The sequence below is a fragment of the Micromonospora sp. WMMD735 genome (assembly GCF_049178995.1).
GTDB lineage: Bacteria > Actinomycetota > Actinomycetes > Mycobacteriales > Micromonosporaceae > Micromonospora > Micromonospora wenchangensis.
Genome location: NZ_JBMHMJ010000002.1, coordinates 4,215,428 through 4,236,386 on the forward strand (window position 1 = coordinate 4,215,428; position 20,959 = coordinate 4,236,386).

Below are 20,959 nucleotides of genomic sequence, written 5' to 3' on the forward strand. Positions count from 1 at the left end.
CCACTTCGCCGACCCCCGCGGTCGGGCGTGTCGCGCCCTCGGACCAGGCTCCGCCCCGGGACTCCGGAGCGATCCTCTGACCACGCGGTGGGTCAAGGCGCCGATCGCATCACAGCGATCTGGACGCCGTGCGAGGGTGGTTGACCGCCAGGGGCGATCAACCACCCTACGCGCGACTGTTGGTCTTCCCGGAGGTCCAGCTTTCGCCGGACACGGGCGACTAACCGTCGTTACGCAACCTGACTAGTATGCCGCACGACCGGCGGCGACGCTAATCGGGGTTACCTGGGTCACTTGATGATCTTGGTGACGCGACCCGCGCCGACCGTACGACCACCCTCGCGGATCGCGAACTTGAGGTTGTCCTCCATCGCGATGGGCTGGATGAGCTTGACGGCCATCGTGGTGTTGTCGCCCGGCATGACCATCTCGGTGCCCTCGGGGAGGGTGACGACACCGGTGACGTCGGTGGTGCGGAAGTAGAACTGCGGACGGTAGTTCTGGAAGAACGGGGTGTGCCGGCCGCCCTCCTCCTTGGAGAGGATGTAGACCGTCGCCTCGAACTCCGTGTGCGGGGTGCTGGTGCCCGGCTTGACGACCACCATGCCGCGCTCGACGTCCTCGCGCTTGATGCCACGCAGCAGCAGACCGACGTTCTCGCCCGCGCGGGCCTCGTCGAGCAGCTTGCGGAACATCTCGATGCCGGTGCAGACCGTCTTCTGCGACTTCTCGCGGATACCGACGATCTCCACCTCCTCGTTCGGCTTGAGCACGCCACGCTCGGCGCGGCCGGTGACGACGGTGCCACGACCGGTGATCGTGAAGACGTCCTCGATCGGCATGAGGAACGGCTTCTCGGTCTCCCGCTCGGGCTGCGGGATCGCGGTGTCGACCGCGTTCATCAGCTCCAGCAGGCGGCCGGTCCACTCGGGGTCACCCTCGAGGGCCTTCAGCGCCGAGACCCGGACGACCGGCAGGTCGTCACCCGGGTACTCCTGCGCCGACAGCAGCTCGCGGACCTCGAGCTCGACGAGCTCCAGGAGCTCCTCGTCGTCGACCATGTCGCTCTTGTTGAGCGCCACGACGATGTACGGCACACCGACCTGACGGGCCAGCAGCACGTGCTCGCGGGTCTGCGGCATCGGACCGTCGGTCGCCGCGACCACCAGGATCGCGCCGTCCATCTGGGCGGCACCGGTGATCATGTTCTTGATGTAGTCGGCGTGCCCGGGGCAGTCGACGTGCGCGTAGTGCCGCGCCTCGGTCTGGTACTCGACGTGCGCGATCGAGATCGTGATGCCGCGGGCCTTCTCCTCCGGCGCCTTGTCGATCTCGTCGAACGGCGTGTACGGGTTGAGGTCCGGGTACTGGTCGTGCAGGACCTTCGTGATGGCCGCCGTCAGCGTCGTCTTACCGTGGTCGATGTGACCAATGGTGCCGATGTTGACGTGCGGCTTAGTCCGCTCGAACTTCGCCTTCGCCACTGGTGTCCTCCTGTGGACTTCTTGGTTCTTCGCGCCCCGGCGCGCCGGACGGCGCTTAGGACTCTGTCGACAGCCTTTCCGGCCAACGGCCGGAGAGCTTGGTGGGTTCTGCGGCGATGAAGCCTACAGGCCCGGATTCACACAACCCGACCGAGGTGGTCGCGGGCGGGACTCCCGTCCGCGACCGGCCCCGGCTCACCGGATCAGCAGCAGGTGAGCGTCACTCACCCGTCGCCTTGGCGATGATCTCCTTCGCCACGCTCTGCGGCACCTCGGCGTAGGAGTCGAACTGCATGCTGTAGCTTGCCCGGCCCTGGGTCTTCGACCGCAGGTCGCCGACGTAGCCGAACATCTCCGACAACGGCACCAGGGCCCTCACGATGCGGGCGCCGCTGCGCTCCTCCATCGCCTGGATGATGCCGCGGCGGGAGTTGAGGTCGCCGATGACGTCACCCATGTTCTCCTCGGGAGTGGTGACCTCAACGGCCATCATCGGTTCGAGGAGCGCGGGGTCGGCCTTGCGGGCCGCCTCCTTCATCACCATCGAGCCGGCGATCTTGAATGCCATTTCGGACGAGTCGACCTCGTGGTACTGGCCGTCCAGCAGGGTCAGCTTGACACCGACCAGCGGGAAGCCCGCCAGGATGCCGTACTGCATGGCGTCCTGCGCACCGGCGTCCACCGACGGGATGAACTCCCGGGGGATGCGGCCACCGGTGACGGCGTTGGCGAACTCGTAGGTCGGCGACTCGTTGTCCAGCGGCAGCGGCTCGATGCTCACGATGACGCGGGCGTACTGGCCGGAACCACCGGTCTGCTTCTTGTGGGTGTACTCGATCTTGTCCACCTTGCGGCGGATCGTCTCACGGTACGCCACCTGCGGCTTGCCGATGTTCGCCTCGACGTTGAACTCGCGGCGCATCCGGTCGACCAGGATGTCCAGGTGCAGCTCGCCCATGCCGGCGATGACCGTCTGACCGGTCTCCTCGTCCAGCTTGACGCGGAAGGTCGGGTCCTCCTCGGCCAGCCGCTGGATGGCGGTGCTGAGCTTCTCCTGGTCGGCCTTGGTCTTCGGCTCGATCGCGACCTCGATGACCGGCTCGGGGAAGGTCATCGACTCCAGGATGACCGGGTTCGCCGGGTCGCAGAGGGTGTCACCGGTGGTGGTCTGCTTGAGACCCTGCACCGCGATGATGTCGCCAGCCTGGGCCGAGCCGCGCTCTTCCCGCTTGTTGGCGTGCATCTGGTAGATCTTGCCGATCCGCTCCTTGCGGTCCTTGGTGGAGTTCACCACCTGGTTACCGGTCTCGACCACACCCGAGTAGACCCGGACGTAGGTGAGCTTGCCGAGGTGCTTGTCGGTCTGGATCTTGAAGGCCAGACCGGAGAACGGCTCCGCCTTCGACGGCTTGCGCTGCAACGGCGTCTCGCCGTCGGTCGCGGTGCCCTCGATGGCCGGCACGTCCAGCGGCGACGGCAGGAAGTCGACCACGGCGTCGAGCATGGGCTGCACGCCCTTGTTCTTGAACGCCGAGCCGCACAGCACCGGGTTGGCCTTGCTGGCGATGGTGGCCCGCCGGATGGCGGCCTTGATCTCCTCGACGGAGATCTCCTCGCCCTCCAGGTACTTCTCCATCACCGCGTCGTCGACGTCGGCCAGGGTCTCCATCAGCTTCTCGCGCCACTCGGCCGCGGAGTCGGCCAGGTCGGCCGGGATCTCCTCGATCGCGTAGTCCTCACCCTTCTGGGTCTCCCCGCGCCAGGTGAGGGCACGCATGCCGATCAGGTCGACGACACCGATGTGGTCGCCCTCGAGCCCGATCGGGATCTGGAGCACCAGCGGGGTGGCGTTGAGCCGGTCGATCATCATCTGCACGCAGCGGAAGAAGTCCGCGCCCGTGCGGTCGAGCTTGTTGACGAAGCACATCCGCGGGACGTGGTACTTGTCGGCCTGCCGCCAGACGTTCTCCGTCTGCGGCTCCACGCCGGCGACGCCGTCGTAGACCGCGACCGCACCATCCAGCACCCGCAGCGACCGCTCGACCTCGACCGTGAAGTCGACGTGACCGGGCGTGTCGATGATCTGGATCGTGTGGCCCTTCCACTCACACTTGGTGGCAGCGGAGGTGATCGTGATGCCACGCTCCTGCTCCTGCTCCATCCAGTCCATGACGGCAGCGCCCTCGTGGACCTCACCGATCTTGTAGGTGATACCGGTGTAGAACAGGATCCGCTCGGTGGTCGTGGTCTTACCGGCATCGATGTGCGCCATGATGCCGATGTTGCGTACGTTGGCGAGCGCGTCTGCGGCGGCCACTTCAATCCCTACTTATCGTCGTCTCGACTCGACCGGTGGCGGTTCCGGCGCCGGTCCGGCGCCGGAACCAGGCTGTTACCAGCGGTAGTGCGCGAAGGCCTTGTTGGACTCCGCCATCTTGTGGGTGTCCTCGCGTCGCTTGACGGCGGCGCCCAGACCGTTGCTCGCGTCGAGCAGCTCGTTCATCAGCCGCTCGACCATGGTCTTCTCGCGGCGGGCCTTGGAGTACGTGACCAGCCAGCGCAGACCGAGGGTGGTCGCCCGGGCCGGACGGACCTCGACCGGCACCTGGTAGGTGGCGCCACCGACCCGGCGGCTGCGCACCTCCAGGGTCGGCTTGACGTTGTCCATGGCGCGCTTGAGGGTGACGACCGGGTCGGTGCCGCTCTTCTCGCGGCAGCCCTCCAGGGCGGCGTACACGATGCGCTCGGCGAGCTGACGCTTACCGCGCATCAGGATCTTGTTGACCAGCTGGGTGACCAGCGGCGAGTTGTACACCGGGTCAGCGACCAGCGGCTTCCGCGGAGCGGGTCCCTTACGCGGCATGTCAGCTCTTCTCCTTCTTCGCGCCGTACCGGCTGCGCGCCTGCTTGCGGTTACGGACACCCTGGGTGTCCAGCGAACCGCGGACGATCTTGTAACGCACGCCGGGGAGGTCCTTCACCCGGCCGCCGCGAACGAGCACGATCGAGTGCTCCTGGAGGTTGTGACCCACGCCCGGGATGTAGGCGGTCACCTCGATCTGGCTGCTGAGCTTGACACGCGCGACCTTGCGGAGCGCCGAGTTCGGCTTCTTGGGGGTGGTGGTGTACACGCGGGTGCACACACCGCGCCGCTGAGGGGATCCCTTCAGCGCCGGGGTCTTGGTCTTGGTCGTCTTGGCCTGGCGGCCCTTTCGGACCAGCTGCTGAATGGTGGGCACCGGGTTTCTCCGCTCCCTTCGGCCGCGTCACGCGACCGCGCCGTCTGCTCGTTAGCCGACCTGATGGCCGGCTCTCCTACATTCCGACCGGATCCACCTCGCGGCGGTCCCGGTACCCGCGGTCGGGTGTGTCGCCCGGTTCGCGGTCCCGGTGCCGTCGCTCGCGCGGGTGGCACCGGTTTCTGTCACCGGCGCGTGGTCGTCCGCCCGCCGGGTCCTGTCGACTGTGTCGTACGGCCGCTCGATCTCCGGATCAATCCGGATCCCGCGCACGCACGAGTCGCCCGGGCATGCCCGGGCGCAAGGGGAAAGAGTACCTACCACAGCCTCGCAGGTCAAAACGGGCTGGTCCACCGGGTCTCAGATCCCGTCGGTCGCGCCGTGCGCCCTGCCTGCTCGCCCGTGACGGGCCCCTAGGCTGTCCAGTGTACCGGCTGCCGTGCGCCGCAGCCCGTCACCCCCGGGCGACGGGGGTCACGCCAACTGCACCAGCAACGCCAGCCCCAGGCCCAGCAGGCTGAGCACCAGCCCCACGCCACCGCAGCTGATCCCGGCCGTCGCCAGCCCCCGGCCGGTGAACCGCACCGCCGGCGGTGGTGCCGCCCGGCGGATCTGCCGGCGGGCCAGCAGCCCGGCGACGATCGCCGCCGCACCGGCCAGCACCCCCGGCACCGTGAACGCGCCGGCCGCCCAGGCCCCGCCGAGCTGCGCTCCCCCGACGCCGAAGCAGATCACCAGGAACGACACCAGAATCGACCCGATGCCGGCGATCAACGAGCCCACCGCCGGCCCGGAGGTGACCGCCGGCACGTCCAGGTGCACCACCCCGAAGGGGGTGCCCGGCACGGCGTCGACCCGCTTAGGGGCGCGTGGGGCGTCCGGCGGCGGTGGGGGCAGCGGTCCGTGCCCGTGCCCCGACGGCGCCGGCCAGCCCGTCCCGGCCGACGGCTGCCCCGGGTACGCCGCACCCGGGCCGGGATACGGCGACGGCCCGGCGGGCGGTCCCCCGGCCCCGGCGTACGGCCCGCCACCCGACGGCGACCCACCGCCGAACGGCCCACCACCCGACGGCCCACCACCGAACGGAACAGCGCTGGCCGGCTCGCCACCCGATGGTGTGCCGCCGGCCCCGGACGTCGGTGGTGGGGCGTACCCGAGGGGGGTGGCCTCCGGCGGGATGCCGGCACCGTGCACCGGGCCGGGCTCGGACGGCACGCCCCACGGGCCCGCGGCCCACGGGTCGGGTGCGCGGTTCGCTCCGGCGTCGGTGCCGGGCGCGGCCGGCTCCGGGGAGCCGGCGGGCGGTCGGCCCGGGTCGCCTCCCGACGGCGGCGCCGGTTCCGTCACGGGGTCCTCCTGTCGCGATGTGGGTCCACCGTCACGCGACGGACACCGGCCAGGCTACCGCCGCCGCGCACCGCGGGTGCCCCCTGCCGGATCATCACCCCGACGGGTCAGTCGACGTTCGGGGCGAAGTCCTGCCCGTACGGGGAACCGGCCAGCCGGACCACGCCGATCACCACCAGCGTCACCACCGCGACCGCCACCAGCACCAGGCCCACCCGGGCCAGCCGCTCCCCCCGCCGCAGCCAGGCCGCGCCGGTGAGGAACCCACCCGAGGCGTACGCCTCCCGGCGGGCCTGCCGGGCCAACTGGAGGGCGATCGTGGCGGGCACCACCCCGCCGACGAAGAGCCCGGTCAGCGCCCCGATCAACCCGAGCGCAAAGACGGCCCGTGCCTTGGTGGCGCGTACCGGGTCGGGGTCGAGCGGATGACGTGGTGGCTGGTATGCCGACGGCACCTGCCCCGCAGCGGTCGTCATGCCCACCATCATGCCCGGCCGCCGGCCGCACCGGACACGTGCCGCCGACGGACACCGGCCCGAAACGAGGAAGGCCCCCGGCACGACGCCGGGGGCCTTCCTCGTCAGCTGGTGCTCAGCGGTACGACCCGAAGTCGAAGTCGTCCAGCGGAACCGCCTGGCCGCTGGCCGGCCCGAAGCCGTAGTCGGTCTCCGGGTAGCCGGTCATCGAGTAGACCTTGGCCTTCGCCTCCTCGGTCGGCTCGACCCGGACGTTGCGGTACTTGCTGATGCCGGTACCGGCCGGGATGAGCTTACCGATGATCACGTTCTCCTTGAGGCCGACCAGCGAGTCGCTGCGCGAGTTGATCGCCGCGTCGGTCAGCACCCGGGTGGTCTCCTGGAAGGAGGCCGCCGAGAGCCAGGAGTCGGTGGCCAGCGAGGCCTTGGTGATACCCATCAGCACCGGACGACCGGCGGCGGGCTCGCCACCCTCGCCGACGAGCCGGCGGTTCTCCGACTCGAACAGCGCCCGGTCGACCAGCACACCCGGCAGGAACTCGGTCGAGCCGGAGTCGATGACCGTCACCCGCTTGAGCATCTGGCGGATGATGATCTCGATGTGCTTGTCGTGGATGAGCACACCCTGCGAGCGGTAGACCTCCTGGACCTCCTGGGTCAGGTGGACCTGAACCGCGCGCGGGCCGAGGATGCGCAGCAGCTCGTGCGGGTCGATGGTGCCCTCGGTGAGCTTCTCGCCGACCTCGACGTGGTCCCCGTCGTGGGTCCGCAGCCGGACCCGCTTGGAGATCTTGTCGTAGACGATCTCGTCGCTGCCGTCGTCAGGCACCACGATGATCTTCCGGGACCGCTCGCCGTCCTCGATCCGGATCCGGCCCGGGGTGTCGGCGATGGGCGCCTTGCCCTTCGGGATACGGGCCTCGAAGATCTCCTGGACACGCGGCAGACCCTGGGTGATGTCCTCACCCGCGACACCACCGGTGTGGAAGGTACGCATCGTCAGCTGGGTACCCGGCTCACCGATCGACTGGGCGGCGATGATGCCGACCGCCTCGCCGACGTCCACGGTCTTGCCGGTCGGCAGCGAACGGCCGTAGCACGCACCGCAGACGCCCAGCTTCGACTCGCAGGTGAGCACGCTGCGCACCCGGACCGTCTCCACCCCGGCGGCGACGATCTTGTCGACCCCGATGGAGTTGATGTCCTGACCCCGGTGGGCCACCACGGTGCCGTCCGGCCCCTTGATGTCGTCGGCCAGGGTACGGGCGTGCACGCTGGTCTCGGCGTGCTCGTGGACGACCAGCCGGCCACCCTCCAGACGCTCGCCGATCTGCATCGGGATCGCCCGGTCGGTGCCGCAGTCCTCCTCGCGGATGATGACGTCCTGCGAGACGTCCACCAGACGACGGGTCAGGTAACCCGAGTCGGCGGTCCGCAGCGCGGTGTCCGCCAGACCCTTACGGGCACCGTGCGTGGAGATGAAGTACTCCAGCACGGACAGACCCTCCCGGTACGACGCCTTGATGGGTCGCGGGATGATCTCGCCCTTCGGGTTGGCCACCAGACCACGGATCGCCGCGATCTGCCGGAGCTGGAGCAGGTTACCGCGGGCGCCCGAGTTGATCATCTTCCACAGCGGGTTCTCCTGCGGCAGCGCGGTGTCCATCTCCTTGGCGACCTCGTTGGTCGCCTTGGTCCAGATCTCGATGAGTTCGCCGCGACGCTCCTCGGCGGTCATCAGACCACGCTGGTACTGCTTGTCGATCCGGTCGGCTTCCTTCTCGTACCGCTCCAGGATCTCCCGCTTGCGCGGCGGAGCGATGACGTCCTCCATGCCGATGGTGACGCCGGACCAGGTGGCCCAGTGGAAGCCGGCCTCCTTGAGCCCGTCCAGGGTGGCGGCCAGCGCCACCTTGGGGAAGCGCTCGGCGAGGTCGTTGACGATCGCGGAGAGCTGGCCCTTGCGGATCTCGTAGTTCACGAAGCGGTAGCCCTGCGGCAGCGTCTCGTTGAACAGGACCCGGCCGAGCGTGGTCTCCACGGTCAGCGGCTCGCCCTCGACCCAGCCCTCCGGGGCGACCCAGGGCTGGGCGCCGTTGCCGTTGTCGACACCGATCACGTCCCGCAACCGGATCTTGACCGGGGTCTGCAGGTGCAGCTCGCCCGCGTCGAAGGCCATCCGCGCCTCGGCGTCCGAGCTGAACGCCCGGCCCTCGCCGACCCCGCCCGGGGTCAGGTGGGTGAGGTGGTAGAGGCCGATGACCATGTCCTGGGTGGGCATGGTGACGGGCTTGCCGTCGGCCGGCTTGAGGATGTTGTTCGACGACAGCATCAGGATCCGCGCCTCGGCCTGGGCCTCGGCCGACAGCGGCACGTGCACCGCCATCTGGTCACCGTCGAAGTCGGCGTTGAACGCGGTGCAGACCAGCGGGTGGATCTGGATCGCCTTGCCCTCGACCAGCTGCGGCTCGAAGGCCTGGATGCCCAGGCGGTGCAGCGTCGGCGCGCGGTTGAGCAGCACCGGGTGCTCGCCGATGACCTCTTCCAGCACGTCCCACACGACCGGGCGCTGCCGCTCGACCATCCGCTTGGCGGACTTGATGTTCTGCGCGTGGTTGAGGTCGACCAGCCGCTTCATCACGAACGGCTTGAACAGCTCCAGCGCCATCTGCTTGGGCAGGCCGCACTGGTGCAGCTTCAGCTTGGGGCCGACCACGATGACCGAACGGCCGGAGTAGTCGACGCGCTTGCCGAGCAGGTTCTGCCGGAACCGGCCCTGCTTGCCCTTGAGCATGTCGGACAGCGACTTGAGCGGGCGGTTACCCGGGCCGGTGACCGGCCGGCCGCGACGGCCGTTGTCAAACAGCGCGTCGACGGCCTCCTGGAGCATCCGCTTCTCGTTGTTGACGATGATCTCGGGCGCACCGAGGTCGATCAGCCGCTTGAGCCGGTTGTTCCGGTTGATCACGCGGCGGTACAGGTCGTTCAGGTCGGAGGTCGCGAAGCGGCCACCGTCGAGCTGCACCATCGGGCGCAGGTCCGGCGGGATGACCGGGACGCAGTCCAGCACCATGCCCAGCGGCGAGTTGCGGGTGTTCAGGAACGCCGCGACGACCTTCAGCCGCTTGAGCGCGCGGATCTTGCGCTGGCCCTTGCCGGAGCGGATGGTCTCGCGCAGGCTCTCCGCCTCGGCGTCGAGGTCCATGTTCTGGACCAGCGCCTTGATCGCCTCGGCGCCCATGCCACCGGTGAAGTACTCGCCGAACCGGTCACGCAGCTCGCGGTAGAGCAGCTCGTCGGTGACCAGCTGCTTGGAGTCGAGCTTGCGGAAGGTGTCGAGGACCTCGTCGAGGCGGTCGATCTCGCGCTGGGCCCGGTCGCGGATCTGGCGCATCTCGCGCTCTCCGCCCTCCTTGACCTTGCGCCGGACGTCCGCCTTGGCACCCTCGGCCTCCAGCTCGGCCAGGTCGGCCTCCAGCTTGGCGGCCCGCTTCTCGATCTCCGAGTCGCGGCTGTTCTCGGACTGCCGCTTCTCGGCGAGGATCTCGTTCTCGATCGTCGAGAGGTCGCGGTGACGCGCCTCGGCGTCCACGCTCGTCACGACGTACGAGGCGAAGTAGATGATCTTTTCGAGATCCTTGGGGGCGAGGTCCAGCAGGTAGCCCAGCCGGCTCGGCACGCCCTTGAAGTACCAGATGTGGGTCACCGGAGCGGCCAGCTCGATGTGCCCCATCCGCTCACGACGGACCTTGGAGCGGGTCACCTCGACGCCGCAGCGCTCACAGATGATGCCCTTGAACCGGACCCGCTTGTACTTGCCGCAGTAGCACTCCCAGTCCCGCTGAGGACCGAAGATCTTCTCGCAGAAGAGCCCGTCCTTCTCCGGCTTGAGGGTGCGGTAGTTGATCGTCTCGGGCTTCTTGACCTCGCCGTGCGACCACTGACGGATGTCGTCCGCGGTCGCGAGGCCGATGCGCAGCTCGTCGAAGAAGTTGACGTCGAGCACTATGTCCCCTATGTCGTCGTCTTTACAGCTAGATCACGGGCGGGGTCGGGAGCCGGACAACCGGCCCCCGACCCGCACCACTTACACCTCTTCGACCGAGCTCGGCTCGCGCCGGGACAGGTCGATGCCCAGCTCCTCCGCGGCCCGGAACACCTCGTCGTCGGTCTCGCGCATCTCCAGGGCCACCCCGTCGCTGCTGAGCACCTCGACGTTCAGGCACAGCGACTGGAGTTCCTTGAGCAGCACCTTGAACGACTCCGGGATGCCCGGCTCGGGGATGTTCTCGCCCTTGACGATCGCCTCGTAGACCTTGACCCGGCCCAGGACGTCATCGGACTTGATGGTCAGCAGTTCCTGCAGGGCGTAGGCGGCGCCGTACGCCTGCATGGCCCAGCACTCCATCTCACCGAAGCGCTGGCCACCGAACTGCGCCTTACCACCCAGCGGCTGCTGCGTGATCATCGAGTACGGTCCGGTCGACCGGGCGTGGATCTTGTCGTCGACCAGGTGGTTGAGCTTCAGGATGTAGATGTAGCCGACCGCGATCGGGTCGGGCAGCGGCTCGCCGGAACGACCGTCGAACAGCTGCGCCTTGCCGGAGGAACCGATCAGCTGCTTGCCGTCCCGGTTGGGCAGGGTCGACGCGAGCAGACCGGAGATCTCCTCCTCGCGGGCACCGTCGAAGACCGGCGTGGCCACGTTGGTGTCCGGCTCGGACTCGTGCGCCTCGATCGAGCGGAGCTGACGCTTCCACTCGGTGTCGTCGCCGTCCACGCTCCAGCCGGTCTTGGCCACCCACCCGAGGTGGGTCTCCAGGACCTGGCCGATGTTCATCCGGGACGGCACACCCAGCGGGTTCAGCACGATGTCGACCGGGGTGCCGTCCTCCAGGAACGGCATGTCCTCGATCGGCAGGATCTTCGAGATGACACCCTTGTTGCCGTGCCGGCCGGCGAGCTTGTCGCCGTCCTGGATCTTGCGCTTCTGGGCGACGTACACCCGGACCAGCTCGTTGACGCCCGGCGGCAGTTCGTCGCCGTCCTCGCGGGAGAAGGTCCGCACCCCGATGACCGTGCCGGTCTCGCCGTGCGGCACCTTCAGCGAGGTGTCCCGGACCTCCCGGGCCTTCTCGCCGAAGATCGCGCGCAGCAGCCGCTCCTCCGGGGTCAGCTCGGTCTCGCCCTTCGGCGTGACCTTGCCGACCAGGATGTCGCCGGGGACGACCTCGGCGCCGATCCGGATGATGCCGCGCTCGTCGAGGTCGGCGAGCATCTCCTCGCTGACGTTCGGGATGTCCCGGGTGATCTCCTCCGGGCCGAGCTTGGTGTCCCGGGCGTCGACCTCGTGCTCCTCGATGTGGATCGAGGTGAGCACGTCCTGCTGCACGAGGCGCTGCGACAGGATGATCGCGTCCTCGTAGTTGTGACCCTCCCAGCACATGAACGCGACCAGCAGGTTGCGTCCGAGCGCCATCTCGCCCTCGTCGGTGCACGGCCCGTCGGCGATGACCTGGCCGGCCTCGACGCGGTCGCCCTCGAAGACGACAGGCTTCTGGTTGACGCAGGAGCCGGCGTTGGAGCGGCGGAACTTGTGCAGCAGGTACGTCCGGCGGTGGCCGTCGTCCTGGTGGATGGTGATGTAGTCGGCGCAGAGATCCTCGATCACGCCGCCGACCTCGGCCACCACCACGTCACCGGCGTCGACTGCGGCGCGGTACTCCATGCCGGTGCCGACCAGCGGCGACTCCGCCTTGACCAGCGGCACCGCCTGACGCTGCATGTTCGCGCCCATCAGCGCGCGGTTGGCGTCGTCGTGCTCCAGGAACGGGATCATCGCGGTCGCGACCGAGGTCATCTGCCGCGGCGACACGTCCATGTAGTCGACCGCGCCGGGCGCGACGTCCTCGGTCTCGCCGCCCTTACGGCGGACCAGGACCCGGTCCTCGGCGAACGTGCCGTCGGCCTTGAGCGGCGCGTTGGCCTGGGCCTTGACGAACCGGTCCTCCTCGTCCGCGGTCAGGTAGTCGATCTGGTCGGTGACCCGACCCTCGACGACCTTCCGGTACGGCGTCTCGATGAAGCCGAACGGGTTGACCCGGGCGAAGGTGGACAGCGCGCCGATCAGGCCGATGTTCGGGCCTTCCGGCGTCTCGATCGGGCACATCCGGCCGTAGTGGGACGGGTGCACGTCGCGGACCTCGAAGCCGGCCCGCTCCCGGGACAGACCACCCGGGCCGAGCGCGCTCAGCCGCCGCCGGTGGGTCAGGCCCGCCAGCGGGTTGGTCTGGTCCATGAACTGGGACAGCTGCGACGTGCCGAAGAACTCCTTGATCGCCGCCACCACCGGGCGGATGTTGATCAGGGTCTGCGGCGTGATCGCCTCGACGTCCTGGGTGGTCATCCGCTCGCGGACGACCCGCTCCATCCGGGAGAGACCCACCCGGACCTGGTTCTGGATCAGCTCGCCCACGGTACGCAGGCGACGGTTGCCGAAGTGGTCGATGTCGTCGGCCTCGTAGCCGTCCTCACCGGCGTGCAGCCGGCAGAGGTACTCCACGGTGGCGACGACGTCGTCCTCGGTGAGCGTGCCGGTGGTGATCGGCACGTCCAGTTCGAGCTTCTTGTTGAACTTGTAGCGCCCGACCTTGGCGACGTCGTACCGCTTCGGGTTGAAGAAGAGGTTGTCGAGCAGGGTCTGGGCGTTCTCGCGGGTCGGCGGCTCGCCAGGGCGGAGCTTGCGGTAGATGTCGAGCAGGGCCTCGTCCTGGCCGGCGATGTGGTCCTTCTCGAGCGTGGTCATCATCAGCTCGGACCAGCCGAACTTCTCGCGGATCTGCTCGGCGGACCAACCGATGGCCTTGAGCAGGACCGTGACGGCCTGCCGGCGCTTGCGGTCGATGCGGACGCCGACCGTGTCGCGCTTGTCGATGTCGAACTCCAGCCAGGCACCCCGGCTGGGGATGACCTTGACGCTGGAGAGGTCGCGGTCGGAGGTCTTGTCCGGCTGCTTGTCGAAGTAGACGCCCGGGGACCGGACGAGCTGGCTGACCACGACGCGCTCGGTGCCGTTGATGATGAAGGTGCCCTTGGGCGTCATCATCGGGAAGTCACCCATGAACACCGTCTGGCTCTTGATCTCGCCGGTGGTGTTGTTGGTGAACTCCGCCGTCACGAACAGCGGGGCGCAGTAGGTCAGGTCCTTCTCCTTGCACTCCTCGATCGAGGCCTTGACCTCGTCGAAGCGCGGTGCCGAGAAGGACAGCGACATGGTGCCGGAAAAGTCCTCAATGGGACTGATCTCGTCGAGGATTTCCGCGAGACCCGAGCGTGCGTGCGGGTCGTCCGCCGACCGGCCCTGCCAAGCCTCGTTGCCGACGAGCCAGTCGAAGGACTCGTTCTGGATGGCGAGGAGGTTGGGGACCTCGAGGTGTTCGGTGATCCTGCCGAAAGAAACTCGGCGGGGCGCGAAAGCGCTCGACGTACGACTGGTCTTCGCAGGGCGGGAAGCTGCCAAGATGCGTCCTTCCGAGGACCGGTGCTGCAGAACGGCTGGTACGCGTGCACTCCAATGACCCCACCAGAAATATCCGTAACCGGACATTTCCGAGCAGGGGTCAAGTCGGAAGGCAGCGCAAACTAGCAGTGTAGCCGAGAGGCTAACCGCTGTCCAGCCCATCCCGCAGGTCGTCGCGGAACGCGCCTCGGGACCCCGGAGAACGGGGTCGTACCGGGCCGCTCGGAACACGACGTTCCTGTCGGACCGCTCGGGTGGAGCGGCTGCTGGTGCTGCCGCAGCCTTTACCCGAGAGGGGGCCGTCGCAAGCGCGGAAGGTCTTGCTGGTGTCAGCGTGCCTGGCAGGCCGGGGCCACGTCAAGAGGCTCCAAGCGCCTGCTCGCCGGGTTTCCCACGGATGGGCTACCCACCGCGACACCGCCATGTCGCACCACGAGTGCGAACACCCTGCTCACACCACTGATACCCGGAGTCACCAAGCATGACGGGCGGTGATCCGTCTGTCGGATCACCGCCCGTTCATTTTGCGGTGTGCCGCGGCTCACCCGAGCCGGACACGCGCCACGGTCGACCGCAGGGGTCGACCACAGGTCACTTGAGGGTGACCTTGGCGCCCTCACCCTCGAGCTTGGCCTTCGCCTTCTCGGCGGTCTCCTTGTTGACCTTCTCCAGGATCGCCTTCGGCGCGGACTCGACCGCGTCCTTGGCCTCCTTGAGGCCCAGGCCGGTCAGCTCACGCACGACCTTGATGACCTGGATCTTCTTGCCACCGTCGGCCTCGAGGACGACGTCGAACTCGTCCTTCTCCTCCTCGACCGGCGCGGCGGCGGCGCCACCGGCACCACCGGCGGCGGCGACCGCGACCGGCGCGGCGGCGGTGACCTCGAAGGTCTCCTCGAACTGCTTCACGAACTCGGAGAGCTCGATCAGCGTCATCTCCTTGAACGCGTCGAGCAGCTCGTCGGTGCTGAGCTTCGCCATGTCTGGCGTCCTTTCTCGCAATGAAAATTAAAGAACGTGGTGCGCCGGGAGGCCTCAGGCCGCCTCGGCGCCCTCCTGCTCGCGCTTCTTGTCCGCCAGGGCGGCCGCCGCGCGGGCGGCCTTGGAGAGCGGCGCCTGGAACAGGGCCGCGGCCTTGCTCAGGTTGCCCTTCATCGCGCCGGCCAGCTTGGCCAGCAGCACCTCACGGGACTCCAGGTCGGCGAGCTTCGTGACCTCGGCCGCGGAAATGGCCTTGCCCTCGAACACACCGCCCTTGATGACGAGCTTCGGGTTGGCCTTCGCGAAGTCGCGAAGACCCTTCGCCGCCTCGACGACGTCGCCCGAAACGAAAGTCAGCGCGGTAGGACCGGTGAACAGCTCGTCGAGGCCGGAGATGCCCGCCTCGGTCGCGGCACGCTTGGCCAGCGTGTTCTTCGCGACCGTGTAGGTGGTCTCCTTGCCGAGCGAGCGCCGCAGCTGGGTGAGCTGGGAAACCGTCAGACCACGGTACTCGGTGAGCACCGCAGCGCCCGAGGTACGGAAGCTCTCGGTCAGCTCAGCGACGGCCGTGGCCTTGTCGGCCCGGATCGGCTTGTCCGCCATGTCCCTCCTCTCTCGTTACTCGGAGCTGGTCGCCGTCGGGGAGCACGGGGCTCGGTGACGGCGCCGGAGGCGTCACGACAACGAAAAAGCCCCGGCGCAGGGCGCGCGGGGCGAGGGCGGGGCCGATCACCATGGTCGGCGGACCACGGGGAGGAACCGAACTACGCTTACCGCCCTGCGCGGGTCGCCCGTCATCGCGGAGCCTTCGACCGTGCCGGGGCACGGTGACCAGCGGTCTCTGGGTGGAACTACCCGACCAGGTTACGCGACGGTCCGGCCATCACCAAATCGTCCTCCGCCGGTCACGGGCGGACCCGCCGCCACCGGACGTAGCCGGCCAGCGCCACCCCCGCCCAGACCAGCGCCCAGGCCGACAGGAGCAGCGCGGTGCCGGTGGGCAGGGAACCGGCGAGCGCCCGCGCGGTGGCCAGCACCGGCGGCACCAGCCAGGGCGCCACCGAGCCGCGCAGGCCCAGCGCCAGGGTGCCGACCGCGCCCAGGGCGAGCACGGCGACGCCGTACCCGGCGCTGCGGGTGAGCGCCCGGCTGGCCAGGGCACCCAGGGCCACCGCGGGCAGCAGGGCGAGCAGGTGCGCCCACAGGCCGAGGGCCAACGCCGCCACCACGGGCGGATCATCCGGACCGGGCGCGGCCACCCCGCCGACCGGCCACGGGAAGACCAGCGCGACCAGCACCGTGCCCACCCCGGCGAACACGGCCGCGAGCAGCCCGGCGAGCCGCTCCCGGACCGGACCGACGAGCACCTGCGCCAGCCGGCGCTGCACGTCCGGTTCGACGTCCAGCAGGATCTTGGTCTGCCAGGCCAGCACCGGGAAGAGCACCACCGCGCTGACGCCGTACGCCTCCGCCGGGCGGGCGCGGCCGCCGCCGTACAGGATGCCGAGGGCCAGCAGGCCGGCCAGCAGCGGCGCCAGCGCCCGTCCGGTACGCAGGAAGCCGGCCAGCCGCATCCGGACCAGGGCGGTCACCGGGCCACCTCCCCCGCCCGGCCGTCCCGCGCCGGCTCACCGGCCGACCCGGCCCCGGCGGGCGGGACGGGTGCCGGCGGCGCAGCCGCCCCCCGGGGCGTGCCGGCGGGTTCGCGTACCCGCAGGATCTGGTGGCCGTCGGCGCGCAACCGGGCGACGGTGCCGGCCACCCGCGCGGCCGGCACCGCGACCTCGACCACGGCGACGGCGGCGTCAGCGGCGGCCGGCTCGTCGGTGACCAGGCCGTCGGCGACCGTCCAGTGCCGGGCCCCGGGGAGCCGGACCGTCTCGCCCCGGTGGTCGCTGACCAGGACCGCTCCCCCGGCCGCCAGTACCTCGTCGACCAGTTCCGGGACCAGGCCCCGGGCGGCGGCGTCCAGCCCCTCCCAGGGCTCGTCGAGGACCAGCAGACCGGGGGTCCGCAGCATCGCCTGGGCCAGGCCGACCTTCTGCGCGGTGCCCTTGGACAGGTCGGGGAGGCGGACCGCACGGAACGGGGCCAGGCCCAGCCGGTCGGTCCACCTGTCGACGGCCCGGTCGGCGTCGGCCCGACCCAGGCCGGCGGCCCGGCCCATGGCGGTGAGGTAGCGGGTCACGGTGAACGGCTGGTCGGCGGGGAACCGCTCGGGCACCCAGCCGACCCGGTGCGGGCGGTCGACCACCCGGCCCCGGACCGGGCGCAGCACCCCGGCGCAGAGTTGCAGCAGGGTCGACTTGCCGGCCCCGTTGCGGCCGAGCACCACCGCCACCTCGCCCGGGTCGAGGCGGGCCGAGACGCCGCGCAGTACCCAGGGGCCGCCCCGGTGGTACCGGAGCCGGACGTCCTCCAGTCGCATGGGGTGAGCCTGCCACAGCCCGACACACGGCAGGGGCCCCGCCACGGTGCGTGGCGGGGCCCCTGCGCGGGAGCGGTCGGGATCAGCCCTCGACGGCGGTCTCCTGGAGGTTCTTCACCACGTTCGGGTCGATCGGGACGCCCGGACCCATCGTGGTGGCCAGGGTGACCTTCTTGAGGTACTTGCCCTTGGCCGCGGACGGCTTGGCGCGGAGCACCTCGTCCAGCACCGCGGCGTAGTTGTCGATCAGCTGGGTCTCGGAGAACGAGGCCTTGCCGATGATCAGGTGAAGGTTGGAGTGCTTGTCCACCCGGAAGGTGATCTTGCCGCCCTTGATGTCCGAGACGGCCTTGGTGACGTCCATGGTCACGGTGCCGGTCTTCGGGTTCGGCATCAGGCCGCGCGGGCCCAGGATCCGCGCGATCCGGCCGATCTTGGCCATCTGGTCCGGCGTGGCGATCGCCGCGTCGAAGTCCAGCCAGCCGCCCTGGATCCGGGCGACCAGTTCGTCCGTGCCCACCTCGTCGGCACCGGCGGCGACGGCCTCCTCGGCCTTCGCGCCGGCGGCGAAGACGATCACGCGGGCGGTCTTGCCGGTGCCGTGCGGCAGGTTGACCACGCCGCGGACCATCTGGTCCGCCTTGCGGGGGTCGACGCCGAGGCGCATGGCGACCTCGACCGTGGCGTCGAACTTGGCGCTGGTGGTGTCCTTGGCGAGCTTGACCGCCTCGGCCGGGGTGTAGAGCTTCGACTTGTCGATCGCCTCGGCGGCCTTGCGGTACGTCTTGCTGCGCTGCATCTCGGGTTACTCCTGTGGTCTCTGGCGGGCCGCGGTCGACGCGCGCCCTCCCACGAACTGGTCTGGGGGACTGACGGGCGTCAGTCGTTGACGACGATGCCCATCGACCGGGCGGTACCGGCGATGATCTTCGCAGCCTGGTCGATGTCGTTGGCGTTGAGGTCGACCATCTTCTTCTCGGCGATCTCGCGCACCTGGGCCTGGCTCACCGAGCCGACCTTCTGGCTCTGCGGCACGCCGGAGCCCTTGTCCACACCGGCGGCCTTGAGCAGCAGCCGGGCGGCGGGCGGGGTCTTCAGGACGAAGGTGAAGGAGCGGTCCTCGTAGACGCTGATCTCGGCGGGGACGATGTCGCCCCGCTGGGACTCGGTCTGCGCGTTGTAGGACTTGCAGAACTCCATGATGTTCACGCCGTGCTGACCGAGCGCGGGGCCCACCGGCGGCGCCGGGGTCGCCTGGCCCGCCTTCAGCTGAAGCGTGAACGTCTTGACGAGCTTCTTCTTCGGAGGCATGTCACTTCCTGGGGCTTGGAACTGGGAAAGGTGCCGGCCACGGGCGCGCACGGTCAGCGCGGTGCCACAGCGACGACATTCAAGGGTAGCGCAGCGCCCGGCGACCCTCTGCGCCGAGGTCCGCGCCGGGGCGGAACGACGTCGCCGGCGGCGGGCCGTGGCCCGCCGCCGGCGACGACAACGACGTCAGATCTTGGCGACCTGGTTGAAGTTCAGCTCGACCGGGGTCTCCCGGCCGAAGATCGACACCAGCACCTTGAGCTTCTGCTGGTCGGCGTTGATCTCGCTGATCGTCGCCGGCAGCGAGGCGAACGCCCCGTCGGTGACGGTGACCGAGTCGCCCACCTCGAAGTCGAGGACCTTGATCTCGGGCTTGGCCTTCTTCTGCTCGGTCTCCACCGCCGGCGCCAGCCACTTGAGCACCTCGTCGAGGCTCAGCGGCGCCGGCCGGTCGGCCCGGTCGGTGGCCCCCACGAACCCGGTGACCCCCGGCGTGTTGCGCACGCAGGAGTAGGACTCGGCGGTCAGCTCCATCCGGACCAGGATGTAGCCGGGGAAGACCTTGGCCTGGATCTGGGAACGCTTGCCGTTCTTGACCTCGACCTCTTCCCGGGTCGGGACCTCGACCTGGTAGATGAACTCCTCCATGTCGAGGGAGGTGATCCGGGTCTCGAGGTTGGTCTTGACCTTGTTCTCGTAACCGGCGTACGAGTGCACCACGTACCAGTCGCCGGGCGCGTAGCGCAGCTTCTGGCGCAGCTCGGCGACCGGGTCGTAGTCCTCGTCCGGCTCCGGCTCCGTGGTCGGGAATTCCGGCTCGCTGGCGGCCTCGACCGACTCGTCACTCGCCGCCGTCGCGACCGTGGACTGGTCGTCCGTGGTCCCGGCGGTCTCGTCGTACTCAGGCACGCTTGCTCACTTCCGTCACTATCGGCTCAGTCGGCCGGTCAGCTGGGGCTGCCGAAGACCCACAGCACGCCCTTCGCGAAGGCGAAGTCGAGCAGGCCCACGATGGTCAGCATCACCGCGACGAAGGTGACCACCACGGCGGTGTAGGTCAGCAGCTCCTTGCGGGTCGGCCAGATGACCTTACGCAGTTCGGCGACGACCTCGCGGAAGAAACGCGCGATGCGGCCGAACGGCCCCACCCGGTCGGTCTCGGAGCGGGTCTTCGACTTGCTGTCGGCGGCACCCGCACGGGTCCGCGACCGGGTCGCGGTGCCACCCCGGGATACCGGCTCGTCCGCGTCGGTGGCGTCGTCGTCGGTGGCGTCGCTGTCGGCGGTCACCTCGTCGACGACGTCGTCACGCTCGTCGCGCAGACCGTCGTCGCCGGCGTCCTCGCCGCGCCGCTTGCTCTCGGCCACTTCGCCCTCCGTCGCGGGATGTCGGTTCGTACGCCGGGAGGCGTACGCGGCGCTGGTCACGCCGGCCGGACCAACCGTCCCGCGACGGGCCGCGGCCGGCGGACCGGACGAAGGGCTCCGAGTCGCCTCGAAGCCACCCCGCCGATGCCACCACCACGGGCCGGACGCCGCCTTGCGGCGGCGCGACCCACGGGAACGGTCAGGCCTGAGGCGCAGGGGTGACAGGACTTGAACCTGCAGCCTGCGGTTTTGGAGACCGCTGCTCTGCCAATTGAGCTACACCCCTGTGCGGCAACGCTCGCCCCACCCGGCCTGCACGGCCGAGCAGGGGTCACTTGCCCCACGGCGGACCAGTGTACGGGTAGCACCCCGACTTTCCCAACCGGTCCCGCCCGGTCCGTGCCGACGAACCCTCAGCCGGCCGTCCGCACGGTCGCCCGCGCCTGCGACAGGACCTTCTCGCCACCGCACCGGACGGTCACATCGAGCCTGGTCAGGCCGGTTTCGGTGACCTCCTTGACCACCGCGTCGACGGTGATCTCGGTGCCCTCGTCGTCGTCGGGGACGACCACCGGCCGGGTGAACCGGACCCCGAACTCGACCACCGCGTCGGGCGCGCCGGCCCACTCGGTGACCGCCCGGCCGACCAGCGCCATGGTGAACATGCCGTGGGCGATCACCCCGGGCAGCCCCACCTTCGTGGCCGTCCGGTCGCTCCAGTGGATCGGGTTGAAGTCCCCCGAGGCGCCCGCGTAGCGGACCAGGTCCGCCCGGGTCACCCGGAACGTACGGGTCGACAGGTCCACG

At 69.5% G+C, this 20,959-nt stretch carries 17 protein-coding genes and 1 tRNA gene; all 18 read right to left on the minus strand.

The annotated features are described in order from the left end of the window. Positions 1-290: 290 nt before the first annotated feature. The gene (tuf, locus tag ACN268_RS17995) at positions 291-1,484 is read right to left on the minus strand and encodes an elongation factor Tu (RefSeq protein ID WP_088647007.1); all 1,194 of its coding nucleotides are present in this window, start codon (positions 1,482-1,484) and stop codon (positions 291-293) included. A gap of 220 nt (positions 1,485-1,704) precedes the next feature. Further along, positions 1,705-3,801 carry an elongation factor G gene (gene fusA / locus ACN268_RS18000; protein WP_204924854.1) on the minus strand — a complete coding sequence of 699 codons (2,097 nt, stop codon included), beginning with the start codon at positions 3,799-3,801 and terminating at the stop codon, positions 1,705-1,707. A gap of 75 nt (positions 3,802-3,876) precedes the next feature. Next, positions 3,877-4,347 (minus strand): 30S ribosomal protein S7, encoded by a 471-nt coding sequence (rpsG, locus tag ACN268_RS18005; RefSeq protein ID WP_088647009.1) that lies wholly within the window; start codon positions 4,345-4,347, stop codon positions 3,877-3,879. Between the two features lies 1 nt (position 4,348). After that, complete coding sequence (gene rpsL, locus ACN268_RS18010) at positions 4,349-4,723, minus strand: 30S ribosomal protein S12 (protein WP_007465318.1); 375 nt, start codon at positions 4,721-4,723, stop codon at positions 4,349-4,351. A gap of 474 nt (positions 4,724-5,197) precedes the next feature. Further along, on the minus strand, positions 5,198-5,569 hold the full coding sequence (locus ACN268_RS18015) for a DUF4190 domain-containing protein (protein WP_204925021.1): 372 nt from the start codon (positions 5,567-5,569) through the stop codon (positions 5,198-5,200). Positions 5,570-6,177: 608 nt separating this feature from the next. Continuing rightward, positions 6,178-6,546 (minus strand): hypothetical protein, encoded by a 369-nt coding sequence (locus tag ACN268_RS18020; protein WP_421484178.1) that lies wholly within the window; start codon positions 6,544-6,546, stop codon positions 6,178-6,180. Positions 6,547-6,661: 115 nt separating this feature from the next. Further along, complete coding sequence (locus tag ACN268_RS18025) at positions 6,662-10,552, minus strand: DNA-directed RNA polymerase subunit beta' (RefSeq protein WP_421484180.1); 3,891 nt, start codon at positions 10,550-10,552, stop codon at positions 6,662-6,664. Between the two features lie 81 nt (positions 10,553-10,633). Beyond that, positions 10,634-14,065 carry a DNA-directed RNA polymerase subunit beta gene (locus ACN268_RS18030; RefSeq protein ID WP_421484182.1) on the minus strand — a complete coding sequence of 1,144 codons (3,432 nt, stop codon included), beginning with the start codon at positions 14,063-14,065 and terminating at the stop codon, positions 10,634-10,636. Positions 14,066-14,656: 591 nt separating this feature from the next. Then, positions 14,657-15,046: a 50S ribosomal protein L7/L12 gene (gene rplL / locus ACN268_RS18035; protein WP_088644794.1), complete on the minus strand. Its 390-nt coding sequence runs from the start codon at positions 15,044-15,046 to the stop codon at positions 14,657-14,659. 54 nt (positions 15,047-15,100) lie between these two features. After that, positions 15,101-15,649: a 50S ribosomal protein L10 gene (gene rplJ / locus ACN268_RS18040; RefSeq protein WP_088644793.1), complete on the minus strand. Its 549-nt coding sequence runs from the start codon at positions 15,647-15,649 to the stop codon at positions 15,101-15,103. Between the two features lie 302 nt (positions 15,650-15,951). Continuing rightward, positions 15,952-16,638, minus strand: coding sequence for a hypothetical protein (locus ACN268_RS18045; RefSeq protein WP_421484184.1), 687 nt, complete (start codon positions 16,636-16,638; stop codon positions 15,952-15,954). Beyond that, positions 16,635-17,474, minus strand: coding sequence for an ABC transporter ATP-binding protein (locus ACN268_RS18050; protein WP_421484185.1), 840 nt, complete (start codon positions 17,472-17,474; stop codon positions 16,635-16,637). Before ACN268_RS18050 ends, ACN268_RS18045 begins: the two co-directional genes overlap by 4 nt. A gap of 82 nt (positions 17,475-17,556) precedes the next feature. Next, positions 17,557-18,273: a 50S ribosomal protein L1 gene (gene rplA, locus ACN268_RS18055; RefSeq protein ID WP_204957688.1), complete on the minus strand. Its 717-nt coding sequence runs from the start codon at positions 18,271-18,273 to the stop codon at positions 17,557-17,559. An 80-nt stretch (positions 18,274-18,353) separates the two neighbouring features. Continuing rightward, entirely contained in the window at positions 18,354-18,785 is a 432-nt protein-coding gene (gene rplK / locus ACN268_RS18060; RefSeq protein WP_088644789.1) for a 50S ribosomal protein L11, read from the minus strand. A 186-nt stretch (positions 18,786-18,971) separates the two neighbouring features. Then, positions 18,972-19,694 carry a transcription termination/antitermination protein NusG gene (nusG, locus tag ACN268_RS18065; protein ID WP_204924848.1) on the minus strand — a complete coding sequence of 241 codons (723 nt, stop codon included), beginning with the start codon at positions 19,692-19,694 and terminating at the stop codon, positions 18,972-18,974. A gap of 38 nt (positions 19,695-19,732) precedes the next feature. Continuing rightward, positions 19,733-20,152, minus strand: coding sequence for a preprotein translocase subunit SecE (secE, locus tag ACN268_RS18070; RefSeq protein WP_421484187.1), 420 nt, complete (start codon positions 20,150-20,152; stop codon positions 19,733-19,735). Positions 20,153-20,365: 213 nt separating this feature from the next. Further along, positions 20,366-20,438: transfer RNA gene (locus tag ACN268_RS18075), tRNA-Trp, on the minus strand. Positions 20,439-20,565: 127 nt separating this feature from the next. Further along, the gene (locus ACN268_RS18080; protein WP_421484188.1) at positions 20,566-20,958 is read right to left on the minus strand and encodes a MaoC family dehydratase; all 393 of its coding nucleotides are present in this window, start codon (positions 20,956-20,958) and stop codon (positions 20,566-20,568) included. Position 20,959 lies beyond the last annotated feature (1 nt).

Excerpts from the sequence above, each read along its gene's own strand:
- rplA (WP_204957688.1), bottom strand. The coding sequence starts at position 18,273 with ATGCAGCGCAGCAAGACGTACCGCAAGGCCGCCGAGGCGATCGACAAG.
- ACN268_RS18020 (WP_421484178.1), bottom strand. The coding sequence starts at position 6,546 with ATGACGACCGCTGCGGGGCAGGTGCCGTCGGCATACCAGCCACCACGT.
- rplK (WP_088644789.1), bottom strand. The coding sequence starts at position 18,785 with ATGCCTCCGAAGAAGAAGCTCGTCAAGACGTTCACGCTTCAGCTGAAG.
- ACN268_RS18050 (WP_421484185.1), bottom strand. The coding sequence starts at position 17,474 with ATGCGACTGGAGGACGTCCGGCTCCGGTACCACCGGGGCGGCCCCTGG.
- rplL (WP_088644794.1), bottom strand. The coding sequence starts at position 15,046 with ATGGCGAAGCTCAGCACCGACGAGCTGCTCGACGCGTTCAAGGAGATG.
- rplJ (WP_088644793.1), bottom strand. The coding sequence starts at position 15,649 with ATGGCGGACAAGCCGATCCGGGCCGACAAGGCCACGGCCGTCGCTGAG.
- rpsG (WP_088647009.1), bottom strand. The coding sequence starts at position 4,347 with ATGCCGCGTAAGGGACCCGCTCCGCGGAAGCCGCTGGTCGCTGACCCG.